This is a genomic window from Vibrio plantisponsor, from assembly GCF_013041605.1.
GTDB lineage: Bacteria > Pseudomonadota > Gammaproteobacteria > Enterobacterales > Vibrionaceae > Vibrio > Vibrio plantisponsor.
The window spans coordinates 18,609-33,538 of sequence record NZ_JABEQC010000013.1; the positions used below are offsets into that span (position 1 = coordinate 18,609).

At 43.9% G+C, this 14,930-nt stretch carries 9 protein-coding genes; 2 read left to right on the forward strand and 7 right to left on the reverse strand.

The genetic code is table 11. From position 1 onward, the window contains the following. Nucleotides 1–147: 147 nt before the first annotated feature. The 3 genes from HKI82_RS16750 to HKI82_RS16760 all read right to left on the reverse strand — a co-directional run bounded on the left by HKI82_RS16750 (nucleotide 148) and on the right by HKI82_RS16760 (nucleotide 5,343). Nucleotides 148–2,067, reverse strand: a complete 1,920-nt coding sequence (locus HKI82_RS16750) for an ABC transporter substrate-binding protein (RefSeq protein WP_171138637.1) — start codon at nucleotides 2,065–2,067, stop codon at nucleotides 148–150. A gap of 74 nt (nucleotides 2,068–2,141) precedes the next feature. Then, on the reverse strand, nucleotides 2,142–3,854 hold the full coding sequence (locus HKI82_RS16755) for a DUF2264 domain-containing protein (protein WP_171138638.1): 1,713 nt from the start codon (nucleotides 3,852–3,854) through the stop codon (nucleotides 2,142–2,144). A gap of 289 nt (nucleotides 3,855–4,143) precedes the next feature. Continuing rightward, nucleotides 4,144–5,343, reverse strand: a complete 1,200-nt coding sequence (locus HKI82_RS16760; RefSeq protein ID WP_102942426.1) for an anaerobic sulfatase maturase — start codon at nucleotides 5,341–5,343, stop codon at nucleotides 4,144–4,146. 180 nt (nucleotides 5,344–5,523) lie between these two features. Between HKI82_RS16760 and HKI82_RS16765 the strand changes: the two genes are divergently transcribed. Next, nucleotides 5,524–6,999 (forward strand): sulfatase family protein, encoded by a 1,476-nt coding sequence (locus HKI82_RS16765; RefSeq protein WP_102942425.1) that lies wholly within the window; start codon nucleotides 5,524–5,526, stop codon nucleotides 6,997–6,999. Continuing rightward, on the forward strand, nucleotides 6,999–8,462 hold the full coding sequence (locus tag HKI82_RS16770; protein WP_171138639.1) for a sulfatase family protein: 1,464 nt from the start codon (nucleotides 6,999–7,001) through the stop codon (nucleotides 8,460–8,462). Before HKI82_RS16765 ends, HKI82_RS16770 begins: the two co-directional genes overlap by 1 nt. 107 nt (nucleotides 8,463–8,569) lie before the next feature. On the opposite strand, the gene gnpA is transcribed toward HKI82_RS16770, so the two are convergent. The 4 genes from gnpA to HKI82_RS16790 form a co-directional block, all read right to left on the reverse strand. After that, nucleotides 8,570–10,756 (reverse strand): 1,3-beta-galactosyl-N-acetylhexosamine phosphorylase, encoded by a 2,187-nt coding sequence (gene gnpA / locus HKI82_RS16775; RefSeq protein ID WP_171138640.1) that lies wholly within the window; start codon nucleotides 10,754–10,756, stop codon nucleotides 8,570–8,572. An 80-nt stretch (nucleotides 10,757–10,836) separates the two neighbouring features. Next, nucleotides 10,837–12,006 carry a glycoside hydrolase family 88 protein gene (locus HKI82_RS16780; RefSeq protein ID WP_171138641.1) on the reverse strand — a complete coding sequence of 390 codons (1,170 nt, stop codon included), beginning with the start codon at nucleotides 12,004–12,006 and terminating at the stop codon, nucleotides 10,837–10,839. A gap of 39 nt (nucleotides 12,007–12,045) precedes the next feature. Beyond that, on the reverse strand, nucleotides 12,046–13,095 hold the full coding sequence (locus HKI82_RS16785) for a UDP-glucose--hexose-1-phosphate uridylyltransferase (protein ID WP_171138642.1): 1,050 nt from the start codon (nucleotides 13,093–13,095) through the stop codon (nucleotides 12,046–12,048). Between the two features lie 82 nt (nucleotides 13,096–13,177). Further along, the gene (locus HKI82_RS16790) at nucleotides 13,178–14,797 is read right to left on the reverse strand and encodes a SulP family inorganic anion transporter (protein WP_171138643.1); all 1,620 of its coding nucleotides are present in this window, start codon (nucleotides 14,795–14,797) and stop codon (nucleotides 13,178–13,180) included. Between the last annotated feature and the right edge of the window lie 133 nt (nucleotides 14,798–14,930).

Consider the following 14,930-nt stretch of genomic DNA (forward strand, 5'->3'; position numbering starts at 1 on the left):
AAATTGTTTACCACTGACGAGTGATGAATGTGAGCTCGAAGAAATTGACCATTTCTCAAGCTGCAACTTTTATAGGTATATTTGTTGTTATTCGTGCTAAAGATTGCCCCACTATCCCGTGGGGCAAGGACTTTCAAACGTTATGGATTATTGGCTTTTCCATAATTGGCTCATGCGCATTGGTCCAGGAGTTGGGAAGTTCCAAGACTGAGGCATGTTTTCTGGAACGTTGTGCAGTTTATTACTAACCACGACACCAGCAGGCATAGCTTCAACAGTACCAATCACGTAAAAGTTCTCTTTCGCGATTTGCATGATTTCTTTCATGTATTTCTGTTGTTCTTCCTGAGAAGAGGTCTCTGTTACTTTTTTCCACAACTCAAGCTGACGTTTTACATAAGCTGGTGGCTCAACGGCAAACTCATTGGTTGGCTCATTTGCCCATAGGTAGTAACCCATACCCCATGTAGATTCAGGACTGAATGGGAAGTAGTAACGCGCTTCGTCAATCACACCAACACCGCCTTCGCCAAGGTTTGGAATCATGTCGAAATCATTGGTCAGACGCAGGTTGATCAGGTGATTAGATTCAATGATGCGAATATCTAGGAAGATACCGACATCTTTCCACTGGTTTTTAATCAGTTCTAGTGCATCAGCGAATACACCTTTTCTGCGAGTTTCAGACAAAGCTTCAATACGCAGACGCTCGCCATTCTTAAGTAAGCGATAGCCTTCTGCATCACGCTTAGTCAGGCCTAAATCATCAAGGATCTGGTTGGCTTTCTTGACATCATATTGGGTGTACTGATCTACAGCGTCTTTGTCATAGAATGGCGAAATATTCGTCGGAGCAGCCTGATGTGGACCTACAACACCTGAATAAACCGTTTCACTGATTTCAGAACGATCGATCGCATGTGAAAGAGCGATACGGAAATCCTTATTCGCAAACAGTGCACGTTTTAGAGGGTCTTTAGACGTTTGGTTCAAAGGCAACGCAAGTTCAGTGCTTAAAGTGCTAGGACGGAACTTGTAGGTGTAATTACCTTTCTCTTCATTTTCAATTAACAAAGAACGGTATGATGTCTGACCGATGTCACGATGTTGGAAATCCGTTTCGCCGTTGGCAGCACGCAGTACCATCTCTTCCTGATCTTCACTGTAACGCCAGCGAACTGAATCTAAGTATGGTAGCTGGTTACCTTTAGTATCAACCTGCCAGTAATAAGGGTTGCGTTCATAAACGGCATATGTCGCGTTTGGTCCCGGAGGTGTAGTCACTTTCCAAGCAGTCAGAACGGGACGGTCGACATTCGCATGATGCTCAAGGAAATAATGCGCTTCACAACGTGTTGAAGCGTATTGACGCCAAGAATCAAATCCTTTTGCTTTCGCGTTTTCTACGGCTTTGTCATTAAACTTAGGCATAAATTGAGAACAGTAGTGTTTAGGGAAAGCGGTAAAACTTTCACTATCTACCGTCGCTAATGTGCGAATAAACATGCCGTTTGGTTTTGCCAAAGTGATTTTCACGGTATGCGCGTCAATCACTTCTGCTTTTGCAGAATCGTGAGCAGGCAGTGCTAACGGTCGGTTACCGGAATGCTCTGGGTCACCAATGATTTCATTTATATAGAAAGCAATATCATCCGCAGTGAACGGAGTGCCATCAGACCATTTCACCCCCTTACGCAACTGAATGGTGAATTCGGTATTTTCGCTATTTGAAGTAAAACCAACCGCTAAGTTTGGAATGACTTTTGAGTATGTTGTATCAAAATTAAATAAATTGTCATAAGCGATAGTGCGGATGCGGTGACCGTTATCCATTGCTTTACCAACTAGGTTCAGGGTACCACCGTATTGACCGATAGACTCATTCGGCTCAACAACCAGTGGGTTTTCTGGTAAACGTTCTTCAACTTTAGGTAACTTACCGGACTTCACTAACTCATTCAGTTGAGGTGCTTCATTATAAGTACCTGCCCAACTAGAGAAAGACAACGCGGCAGTAACCGCTAAAGCTGCTTTACCCAGATGAGGTATCTTATTGTGTTTCTTCATATTTAACTCCATAAGATGATCTATTGTTTCAAGGTTTTTGTTTTAAGGATGTCTTGGAATTGCAGCTGCAACGCTCACATATTTCCTGCTAGAACATGGACTTCTAAGTCTGTGTCACCAACATTGATGACGCCCGAAATAGCGGGAACACTGGAATGCGGATACACCACGTTGGTGTTTGGGGCGCACGGGTAGCAACAGGCTTGTCCCTGACCTCTAACCAACCGCAATTCACTGAATAAATTTTTGGATTCAATTCTCGAAGGGGCTGCAGCAGCGTGACTAAACCAGCCTCGCCACTCGTCCACACAATATCCGGTCATAAGAAATGACAGGTCTCTGTCACTCGTAATTCGATGAACACGAACTTCTCGATCGGCTTGAAGAGTTTGATAGGTCGTCACTTTGCAACCAATGAATGGTGACCAAACAGAGACTAACGCCTCTCCCTCTCGATAAGCTTCAATATGTCTCGGTCTGCTGTACCACTGCAGCGTATCAGGATGCTGGAAAGCTAGAATGTTATCGCCCGCCCAGCCTTGGTTTATCCAACGGACACTGTCGATGCAGAACCCATGGGCAGAGCTGTAAGCAAACTTATAGTATTTATCGACACATTCACGCAGCTCGTTGCTGCCAGAAGCATTGGTCAATAAGTAACTGCCACCCTTACGCCACAGAAGATGTCTGTCGTTTACCCACTGTGGTTTTGTGCTAGGCGTCAGTGATGCTAATTCTGCCTGCCAGAAAGGATGCGTCTCTTCCATCGCTAACGCATTAAAAGCTTTGAAAGCTAATAGTGGTGACACTGAGCTGGTATAGAATTCACTCATAAGCAAGTTTGGGTAAGCGAATCCCGGTAGCAGTACACCGTTACTGTCGGAAATAGGCTGATTCGCCCACCAGTTCATCCCTTGCGTCCAAAGTGTTCGCCACAAGCCAATATCAGGATGGTTTGGATTGACTCTGGCAAGTTCGGCCCAAAAAGCTAATGCTGCGAAACGGTAATTTAATGAGCGACCATAGGCGAGCTGGCGTCCTTCAACATCAAACCAGTCACTATAAGTTTTCGCGAACTCTAACGCGTTACTAAGCAGTCGTTCTTTACGTGGTGATTCTGGATTCCAGCGACAATACATCAAGGCGTAAAGCTGAAATGCCATAGGATTGTAGTAATCCATAACACCAGTGGCACCATCTTCATACCAGCCTTGCTCAAGCTGCATATCATCGATGGCTTGTAGATCGAACTCTAAATTCAACGCATCAACAGCAATACCAAGCGAAGACAGAGATTCCAAAACAAGCACGCGGAACCAATACCAATTGTTGGGTGGCAGTGCGATGTAGGTAGACGATAGCAACCATTCAGATAAATTCGCTTGTTGCTCTTCCGTTAAAGGTTGCCAGTAGATTTCAGGCGCTTCCACCAGCGCCATTGCGATAGCGGACATTTCTACGACTCGTTGATCATAGTCCTTTGCTGGTTGCCAAAAATCACGAGAATCAGGCGTAGTTCCATCGATGATTCTCTGACTCAACAAATGATTGATTTCAGGATGAACATGCTTCGCCGGAACCGCTAGCCATAATAAACGACATACATATTCAATATCTGCCGTTTGACGCGTGTAATGGGCGGCACTATTTGCTTGAACATCTAATTTAACTTGGTCAGAAATAATCATTACGTGCTGATGCAACACATTCTTGGCTAATTCTGCAACGCTCTGACGAGTCGCAAATAAATTGTCTTTCTCGGTTAAATCTTTCCAGCACACAGACATTATAAATAATCACTCAGTTAAACAATCCACTTAGTTGTAAATAATTTAATACCACGGATTATTATTATTAAAACGACTTTTTATATTTTCGATATCTGAGTCATAACTCCATCCATTCACCTCTATTATTTTTCGATTGCATCGCATTTTTTAACGAAAGAGTGATTCACAATTTTACAGATATTATTAAAAAGAAATTAACAGAAAATAAATAGAGCAAAATGGAACCCCTAAAATTATTAAGCTCATCGCACTTATAGAAGAAGATATTTGCTCACTTTCATATTATTTATTCCGATCCTTTGATGAAATGTGAGTAATATATAACCGGTAATTGTTGTCTTAAACATTCACCCATCGCTTTTAAATACGGTTCAATAAAGGAGAAAAACATAAAATATCCTTCACACAGATAGTGTTTCTCAGTGAACGAGATCTTTCCCTTTTGATTGATCCTCTGAGCAGGACAAGCGCCATGACACAAATAACGTTGTGAACACTGACCACAGTTCAGCGCGCTTGACGATGGTTTCCCACGAGAAAAATTCTGCTGGATTGGTGTTTCAATCAGATCTGGATAGTCACTGCGTTTTATGTTGCCCAGCTTAAATTGCGGATAAACAAAATGGTCACAACTGTACACATCACCGTTGTGTTCAATGACTAAGTTATTGCCACAGCTTGGCGAATGAACACAGCTCGATGAAGGCATACCCAAGCTCATGCCCAATGCATTGTCGAAGTGGCTTACAAACACACGACCAATATCGTTTTCACGCCAAGTGTTAAATACTTCAATCATGAAGCGGCCAAATTGCTTTGCTCCTACTGTTCGATCTGTGACACCTTTGTCTTTTTCAGCTTCAACGACCGGAATAAATTGAATGAATTGAACGCCAAGTGATGTGAGATGTTGATAAACCCTTTTACCGTGATTGCCGTTATTTGCTTGAATCACGGTTAACACGTTGTATTCCACATCATACTTTTGAAGACAATGTAGCCCTCTTACTACCTGCTGATAAGATCCTTTGCCGTTTCGATGTTTGCGGTAGCGATCATGCAACTCTTCGTCGCCATCAAGACTAATACCCACCAGAAAACGATTCAGTTTCAAAAACTGCGCCCATTCATCATTAATAAGCACTCCGTTGGTCTGAAATGTGTTCAACACATTCATGCCCTCTCGTTTGTGCTTTTGCTGATAGGCGATGGCTCGCTTGTAAAAGTCGATACCGCGTAGAGTCGGCTCTCCCCCTTGCCAGCCAAAGGTCACTTCCACCGTGCCGCGGGGCTGACTTTCGATGTATCCCTTAATATGAGCTTCTAGAAGTTCGTCACTCATATCAAAACGATTTTGATTTGGAAAATATTCTGTCTTATCGAGATAGAAGCAGTAGTCACAATCTAGGTTACACAAGGGGCCAATGGGCTTAATAAGTACATGAAATGGATTTAAAGCGGTTGGTTTCGATGTAAATATGTGCATATGAGTTGCTTCATTGAGTTTCGAAAAAGAAAATACTAAAGCATTAAACCCACGAGGTAGATAAGAATATATCGAACAAATTATTAATTTATCGTTTGCGAGTAAGGTAAAAAAATGCCATAAAAACACTCAACTAAATAGTTATAAAATCCTGTTATTTTTCATACATAAGTTGTCTATATGATTAAACCAAATTTACTCTATATATTCCCAGATCAATTCCGACAAATGTCGATGAGTTTGTGGAATGAATTACTATTTAAAGAACATTGTTCTGGAAAAGCTGATCCAGTATATACGCCTAACCTCGATAATTTTTCTCAACAAGCCTATTTATTACCGAACGCTGTAAGTAATTGTCCAGTATGCAGCCCTCATCGCGGAAGTTTATTTACCGGCCAGTATCCAAATAAAAGTGGCGTTCCTCTTAACTGTAATTCTGAGCGAGTAATATCTGACCTCCCTGCTAGTGCAACTTGCTTTACCGACATTTTGGCTCAATCTGGCTACCACGTTGGCTATATTGGAAAATGGCACCTTGATTTACCAACCCCTAATGCGCCTGATAAGCCCGGAGAGTATGTCGATTCGTCAGTCCCTGCCTGGGATTCTTATACGGAACCACAGCGCAGGCATGGTATTCATTACTGGTATGGATACGGTACCTTTGACGAGCATCGTAACCCCCACTACTACGATACTGATGGCGTGAGACACGAACCTCGCACTTGGTCTGCTGAACACGAAGCAGACAAAGCTATCGCTTATTTAAAAAATGAGAATGCGGAAAGAGACCCAAGCAGTCCATTTGCTCTTTTCGTTTCTATGAATCCTCCTCATAGCCCTTATCAAAGTTTAGAAGACTGTCGTGAGCAAGACTTACAGCTTTATGAAGCATTCATCGATGAACAACTTCTGGTGCGTGACAACGCCAAACTGGATTTAGAGAAAGCCGCAAGCGCGAGATATTACTTTGCCAATGTCAGCGGCGTTGACCAGCAGTTTGGACGAATTGTTGAAACTCTAAAAGAGATTGGCGAATGGGATAACACTATTGTGGTGTTCACCAGCGATCATGGTGAAACCTTGTGCAGCCAAGGCCTAACAGATGCGAAAAACGTTATTTTTGAAGAAGCGTTCCTCGTACCATTCTTAGTCAAAGACGTTGATCAAAACCTGCCTAAAGTGTCTGAAACCTTTTTAAACAGCGCAGACATCATGCCAACGATTTTAGACATGCTAGGTCTAAAAGAGAGCTTACCAACTAATATAACAGGCCAAAGTAAAGCGTCGTCGATTGTCGACAACAAGAACGACATTCATTCGAATTGTGCCCTTTATATTCGCAATTTAGATGGCGAAAAAGACGAGAATGGCAAAGTAGTTAGCTACTTCCCACAAAGCAGAGGAATTAGGACTGACCGTTATACCTTTGCCTTGGAAATTGACCGCAAGCTTAAGCTCGATAGCATTTTACTATTCGATAATAAGAGAGACCCTTACCAGTTAGCCAACATCGCTTGGCAAGCATCCGCTTCTCTCACTCAAGAACTACTTTCACAACTTGCTGCAGAACTGGCTCGTATCCAAGACCCTTGGGCAGAGCTGAGAATTCTAAACGATATATTACCTTATCCTCATTCTAAGGACTGTTAATGAACAATACTCCTCCTAATGTCATCATTCTCTATGCCGACGACTTAGGTTTTGGCGACTTGAGTTGCTATGGCGCCAATGATATTCCCACGCCAAATCTCGATAAACTGGCAGACGAAGGCATTAAATTTCATCAGGGTTATGCCACTGCAGCAACCTGTACTCCTTCTCGCTATAGCTTGCTGACTGGCAGCTATCCTTGGCGAAATCCTAACGCAGCAGTGTTACCCGGTGATGCTGCTCAAATCATCAGCAAAGAGCAGCCAACGCTACCTAAGATGTTCAAAACCCAAGGTTACAATACAGGTATTGTGGGCAAATGGCATTTAGGTTTGGGAGATGGCAAGCTCGACTTCAATAAGTCAATTTCAGGCACACCGAATGATGTCGGCTTTAACCAATCTTTTATTATGGCCGCCACCAATGACCGTGTACCTTGTGTGTATATCGACAATCGCAATGTAGAAAACCTAGACCCAAACGACCCGATTGAAGTGACCTACGACTGGGACAAAGCATTTTCTGATGTGCCAAATGGGCGTAGCCATCCAGAGTTGCTCGACGTGATGTATGACCATGGACATGACGGCACCATCATTAATGGAGTGAGCCGTATTGGTCATATGCGCGGTGGACAATCTGCGATTTGGAATGACGAAACCATGGGCGAGCGTTTCGCCGAGAAAGCGATTGAGTTCATAGAACAAAACCAAAACACGCCGTTTTTCCTATACTACGCGATGCATCAACCTCACGTACCGCGTATTCCAAATTCCAAGTTCAGAGGCGCTACCCCACACGGCGTGCGTGGCGATGTCATCGTAGAAATGGACTGGTGCATTGGTCAGCTTCTTAACAAAATTGATGAACTTGGGCTAAAGCAAAATACCATCGTCATTTTCTCCAGTGATAATGGGCCAGTTCTCAATGATGGCTATAAAGACCAAGCAATTGAGCTCAATGGTCAGCATAAAATGGCTGGGCCTTTACGTGGTGGAAAATACAGTTTGTTCGAAGGCGGTACTCGCGTGCCATTCATCGTTCGCTGGCCTGATACAATCAGCGAAAAGCACAGTCATGCATTAATCAACCAAGTCGATCTTTACCATAGCCTGGCGAAAGTCATTGGCTACGAGCTGACGGAAGACGAAGCACCAGATAGTGAGCAACAACTCGAAGCGTTAATCGGCCGTGACCCGTATGGACGTGAGAGTATGGTACTGGAAGGAATGCAGTATAAAAAAGTATTCCGCGATCAACGTTACGCCTACATTCCACCTCATGATGACGACTTCATCTGTCAATATACTGGTAATGAAAAAGGCAATATGTCATCGGCTCAGTTGTATGATCTGTTTGACGACATCGGCCAGTTAAACAACCTTACGGATGCAATGCCGGAAAAGGTAGAGCAAATGCAAAAGCTTCTGGATGATTCAATCAAGAACCAAAAGACTCGTTAACGTGCTAGGTTAATCACGGTCAGCGATTAACCTATCTATCGATACTCATAAACGTAAAAAAGGTGCATTCCCATGCACCTTTTGTTTTATCCCTGATTAGCGAAAAGTTAGATGGAGATCCACTTCCATTCATAGCCTTCCAAACTGATATTCACGAACTCGCCTTGAGCGTTAGACACCGTCACTTGCTGAGGCTCACTTACGTAGTTAATGGCAGCGACCATGCCAGTTTGCGGATAATAAGCGACATCAACATTTGGATAGTCTGACAACCACGCATGCTGCTGTGTCTCATTGTGGCTTAGCCATATCAATACTTGCTGTAATAAACGGGCATTTTTCATATTGAATGGCAAATTACCCATGTATACCGAGCGCCCTTGACCATAATTGCGTGCCGTTAAAGCAAGGTGCTGACCTTGTGCTGCCAACACTGCAATATCTGTCGCCTGCGGATATACGTAACTAGGGTTGCCAAAGTCTAGTCCTTCAGTGACGAATTGGCTTAGGTAATGTTCTTTCGCGATAGACAGCGGCATCGCCACGCGGCCCATAGTCAGTGCCGTTTCTTTCTCTAAGCCAAATACATCACCGAGTTGGAAATAGCGTCCATTTTTCTGAAACGCTGAAGGATCACATACCCCAAGCAGACCACCACCTTGGCCGACAAACTTGCGCAGTGCCACCAGCACTTCACTGTTGTCCCAGCATTCACCACCGCTCCATGCAGAGTTGGCATCACCCGTATTAATGATCACTTTGATATCTTCACTAATACCGTTTTGGATAATGTGGTCGAAACTGATGAACTCAACGTCAAACGGCAGCCCCGCCAAACACTCCAGCAAGTTATTACCCACAAATTCCATCACATCTGGGCGTGGCGGAACATAAAAACGTTGATCTCTCGCTTGGTTTTGCAGCCAACTGCGAGCCTTACCCCAAGCACTTAATACAGCAATTTTGCCCGTCAACTTCTGAGATTCTGTGCCTTGAGTGTGTTGTAGATAATCGCCAAACTCACGTGATATCTCAGTTACATGGTCAATAAAATGCGGGAATTTATTAGCTAAGGACAAGTAGCCACCGTAACCAATTCTGTCCAAAGGCTTCTGCAACATCGCTCGGCGAATTTTCACCCAGTTAGACATCGACTCAACGACAGGATCATTACCTTCACGGAAAACATCTGGGAAGAAGTAAGGATAAAAACGCGCTTCGCGGGTTTGTTCACCCATCGAGTCCGTTAAGCGACGAAGTGCAACCCCGTCTTCCACCGCACCGATGTTGATATCAAGACCAATGTTTTGGTAACTTTCTAAAAACGGTTCTGTACCAATCCAGTGGTCGCCCTGGAACATGGCAGTTTTCTTTCCAGCTTTATGCGCCATTACGACTAACTCAGCGGCGAAATCAACCACAAACTCCTGAACGAAAGTCATCCAATCTTGGTAACGCTTTGATGGTGCTTTGTATGTGCCGTTGTAATAACCCGCATCCACGAAATCTTCTGGCGTTAAAGCGTAACCAAAACGCTTTTCAAAGTCCTCTAACGCTCGAGGGCTGACGGTTTCTCCGTAGCCAGTCCAGTCACGATAGATATCCTGATTTTGCTCACCAGTGTCAATTACGAACAAGAATGCGAAAGTCGTAAATCGCACGACTGTGGTGTTCGGATGCTCATTCAACCACTGAGCAAAGTGCTTGATTAAATGTGCGCGACATTCTGGATGATAAGGATCTAAGCTCTTGATGCGCGGCCCTTTCCAATCATTGGTTAGCGCATTGTACATAGATACGCTGTCCCACACCTGACGAGCCATAAAGGTTACCGTGTATTCATGGTATGGCTGTGTCTGCTTAATCAAAACTTGTTGAGTAGCAGAGTCAAACTCCCACAGCGACACATCAATAACCGCATTAGTCGTGCGGTTTCTTACTTCCCACCAGCATTTTGGATCGCTGTCGTCATCAAGCTCATACTTGTCTTTGCTATAGCCATCAAGAGGCTGGATAACAAGCGTCTCAGCCATAGCTGTGACAGGAAATGACATCAGATATTTGCGGTGTAAATATTCAGGGTGTTGATTAGCAAACTGTTGGTCAGCACGCACCAAACACACGACAGAATAAATATCGCTGTCTTGCTTTGCTAATGATTCCGGCATAGTAGTGCCATCACTGTCTCGCAAAGCGTCCGCTTGCCAGCGTTGGTATAAATCCAATACCACTTCTTCTTGTCCAACCTCAACAGGCAATGTCATGTGCCCTTTAGTTGAAGAAATCTGTTTCATGTTCAAACTCCAAAACGTTAAATCAGCGGGCAGACTTGCCCGCGTAAATCAAAAGATAAAGGTAAAGGCAATCAGAGGGCTTACCAGAAGAAGTTCTGATATCCGTTCGCACGCATTAACGCTTCTAAGTAGTAGTAGTCACCATAAGGAAGCATGTTGTCGCATAGGCCCACTTTGACAAAAGATGCCCCATGAGCCAGTAGACCAACGGCTCTTTCATCATGAGTTAGGTCGCACTGCTTCATCAGGCCTTGAAGTAGGTACAACCCCCACTCTCGGTACATTTTTGCTTCTTGTTCGTCTTCAATACATTGAGCGATAAGCAGTAAACCGGCCGCAGTAATGGCTCCAGCAGAGCTGTCTTTGTATTGAATTTCATCACTTGGAAGCTGGTAATCCCAAACAGGAACGCCATCATCAGTAATATGATCAGTTGCGTACTTAGCCAGTTTCTTTGCCAGCGTTAAGAATTGCTCATCTTTTGTGTACAAGTATGTCTGAGCAAAACCATGAATAGCCCAAGACTGACCACGCGCCCAGCAAGAGTCATCCGCATAGCCTTGGAACGTTTCACCTTTCAATGGTTGCTGAGTAATGGGATCGAAGTTGAAAGAGTGATAGGTAGAGAAATCATCTCGGACAATATGTTTCGCTAGCGTCTCGCTGTGACGCTTTGCCGCATTTGCATAAACAGGTGATCCTGTAATTTCAGAAGCCCAGAATAGCAATGCTGTATTTTGTAGAGAGTCGATGATTGACTTACCCAGCGTCACTTCAGGGCCGAGTGGATGGGTATCATTCCATGCCACGATATAACCACCAATTTTTCTGAAGCGATGAATCAAATGATCAGCGGCTCTCAAAGCCATCATTTTTGATTCTTCATCTTCAGTAAGTTTGTAATCTGCGACACAGCTAAGACTATATTGGAAGCCTAAATCATGATCGAGCCAAAATGGATCCAGCAGCATATTGGCAAAGTAGCTCTTACGCAGTTTTGCACTGTTCTTGAATACCTCTTGTCCTGTCATTTGGTAGCTCAGCCATAGTTCGCCAGTCCAGAATGACGAAACCCAATCGAATTGGTCGCAGTAGTCCCACTGATGAGTTGCCGTACCTATCTTAGGGTTACGCTCGCCAATTTTAGCGATATTACGACGAATCGATTCCACAACAGTTGGTAAATGATTAACGACACTTTGCTCGTCCAACGCTGATGGCAATGGACGTAGAAATACTTTCTCGGTCATAGTGAATACTCTTTATAGATTAAAATTAAGAACTTAAATTTATTTTTCTCGGTAATGAACATTACTTACCGCGCGGAGCTTTGCTGCTGCTTGCTCTGGCGTTAAATCTCTCTGAGACTCAGCAAACATCTCATAACCCACCATGAATTTTCTTACCGTCGCGCTACGTAAAAGAGGAGGTAAAAATGAAGCATGAACTTGCCAATGGTCACTATTGTCTCCCAAGGAGAAAGGCGCACCATGCCAACCCATGCAGTATGGGAAAGAACACTGGAACAAATTGTCATAACGGGTAGTGATCTCTTTCAGAGCGATGGACAAATCGGCTTGTTGCTCTTCAGAGAGATCAGTGATGCGACTTACTTTCGCTTTTGGCAGAACAAGGGTTTCGAAAGGCCAGCCTGCCCAATAAGGCACCACCACGGCCCAGTGTTCTGTCTCCACGACAACCCGTTCTCTGCGCAACAGTTCACGCTGAACATAGTCATGCAGTAACGGTGAACCATGTTTTTCAAAATACTCTCTTTGGTGATGGTCTTTTTTACTCACCATGGTCGGAATAAAGCTGTTTGCCCAAATCTGTCCGTGTGGATGAGGCTGCGAACACCCCATGGTTTCACCTTTGTTCTCAAAAATCTGAACCCAAGGATAACGCTTACTTAAGCTGTTCGTTTCTTTAATCCAGGTTGCAATTACTTGCTCGATTTCAGCGTGTGAAAGCTCTGCCAATGTGCGACTGTGATCTGGAGAAAAACAGATCACTCGGCTTTCTCCTTTGGCACTTTGAAGCTTAAATAACGGATCATCCGTCGAATCCTTTTCCGGCGTGTCATCTGTTAACGCAGCAAAATCGTTTTTAAATACAAACGTACCCGTATAGTTTGGATTCACATCTCCACTAATTCGCTCATTACCTGCACATAAAAAGCATGACTTGTCATAACGGGTTGAAACCTCTGTTGCCAGCGTTTCTTGTTGCCCACTCCAAGGTCGCTTCGCTCGATGTGGAGAAACCAACACCCATTCCCCTAACAAAGGGTTGTAACGGCGGTGGGGATGTTCAATTTCATCAAACTGGGTTGCTTTCATAGTGACTCAATATCCTTCTATACAATGTAAAATTCGCACCTTCCCACTTCTCTAATGCAGACTATCAATGCACTTCTGCACGTCATCTCGTCAAAAGCGGCGTTAGGCGTTCAGAGAAATGGGTTTCTTTGAAAACGGAAGAACCATGGAGCAATGCTTGTTTAGCGTTCGCTTTAAAGTGGCAGAAATAGATTTCTCGATTTCCTTGAGTGGAGAGTTCAGCCAGCATTTGCACACCAAGGTGGTCAATAAAGTTGATCCCTTTTCCTAAAATGATGAGTCGCTGCGACTTGATCGAATCCAACTCTCTCTGCAGGTGTTCTACACAGCCGAAGTAGATAGAACCATTGATTCTGACGATCTGCGTGTCCGAAAAACTTACTTCACCAATATCCAGCTCAGTTGGGGTTACCTTGTCGACCACTGGGCGAGAGGTTCTTCTCAGATAAAAAAACATCGACATCATGATGCCCACGTAAATAGACAGCTCAAGGTGCAAGACGATTGCAGCAACAAAAGTAGTCATTAGAACTGCGGACTCTTTCTTATCTTGTTGAATGATCGAACGTATGTAGGGAATATCAACGAGGTTATAGGCAACAACTAATAAGATGCCTCCCATACCAGCAAGGGGAATATAGCTGACATACTCAGCCATAACTGGCATCAGCAATAGCAGAATTAACCCCGCAAACACTGCTGCTAAGGGAGTTCTGGCTCCGCTACTAAAATTCACACCACTGCGGGTAAAAGAACCTGAAGACATATAGCAAGAAAAGAATGCCCCCACGAGGTTTGAAATACCCTGACCGATGAACTCTTGATTGCTGTCTATACGTTGTTTTGATTTCAACGCCACTGCACGACCAATTGAGATGGCTTCAACCAGACCTAATAATGCAACCGCTATAATCCCACCGGACAGTTCTCCGATAATTGCTAAATCGAGTTCTGGCGCTGAAAACTGGAGCGTTGAACTTTGAATCTGGTCTACATAATCAATGTGGATGCCAATTTGATTAAGCAAAAAAGCTAAAAGAACAGACGTCACCATAGCGGCTAACATATTTGGAATGGCCGGCAACAATCTCTTTGCTGCAATACAGCTTACGATGGTGACGAGAGCGATAAGTAATGAGAAAACCTGAACTTGGTTAAGGTGCAGTATTACCAACCACAGGTTTTCAATCGCAGTGTTTGCCGAAGAGTAGTCTAAACCGAGTACATGTCTCAATTGGCTAACGGTAATCACAACCGCGGCTCCGGCTGTAAACCCGATCACAACCGAATGAGAAACAAAATTGACTACGGCTCCTATTCTCATCACGCCCATCAAAAGCTGTACTATGCCAGCACAGAAGGTCAGAGTAAGGCATAACTGGATATAGAATGGCGTCCCTGTATCAGCAAACTGGCTGATAGTACTGAAGACAATGACGGACAAAGCGGCGGTTGGCCCTGAAATCAAATGGTTTGAGGAACCAAATAGAGCCGCCAGTATGGCGGGAATGATTGCGGTGTATAAACCATATTCTGGAGGAAGGCCGGCAATCATTGCATACGCAACACCTTGAGGCATAACGATCACAGCGCCCGTTAATCCCGCTAATATATCCGCTTTTACAACGTCTATTTTTACTTGTGGCAACCAAGCAATAAAAGGGAAACATCGAACTAAAACTGTTAAAAAAAAATCGCCCATAATATCTCTTACATTTAAATTCAACTATTTTTAAAATGCGAATCACCACACAAAAACAGCCAAAAAGCAGAATAAAACCCAAAAATCAACTTATTTAATCAAAGCTATTATAGTCAACAAATCACCTTGTTCA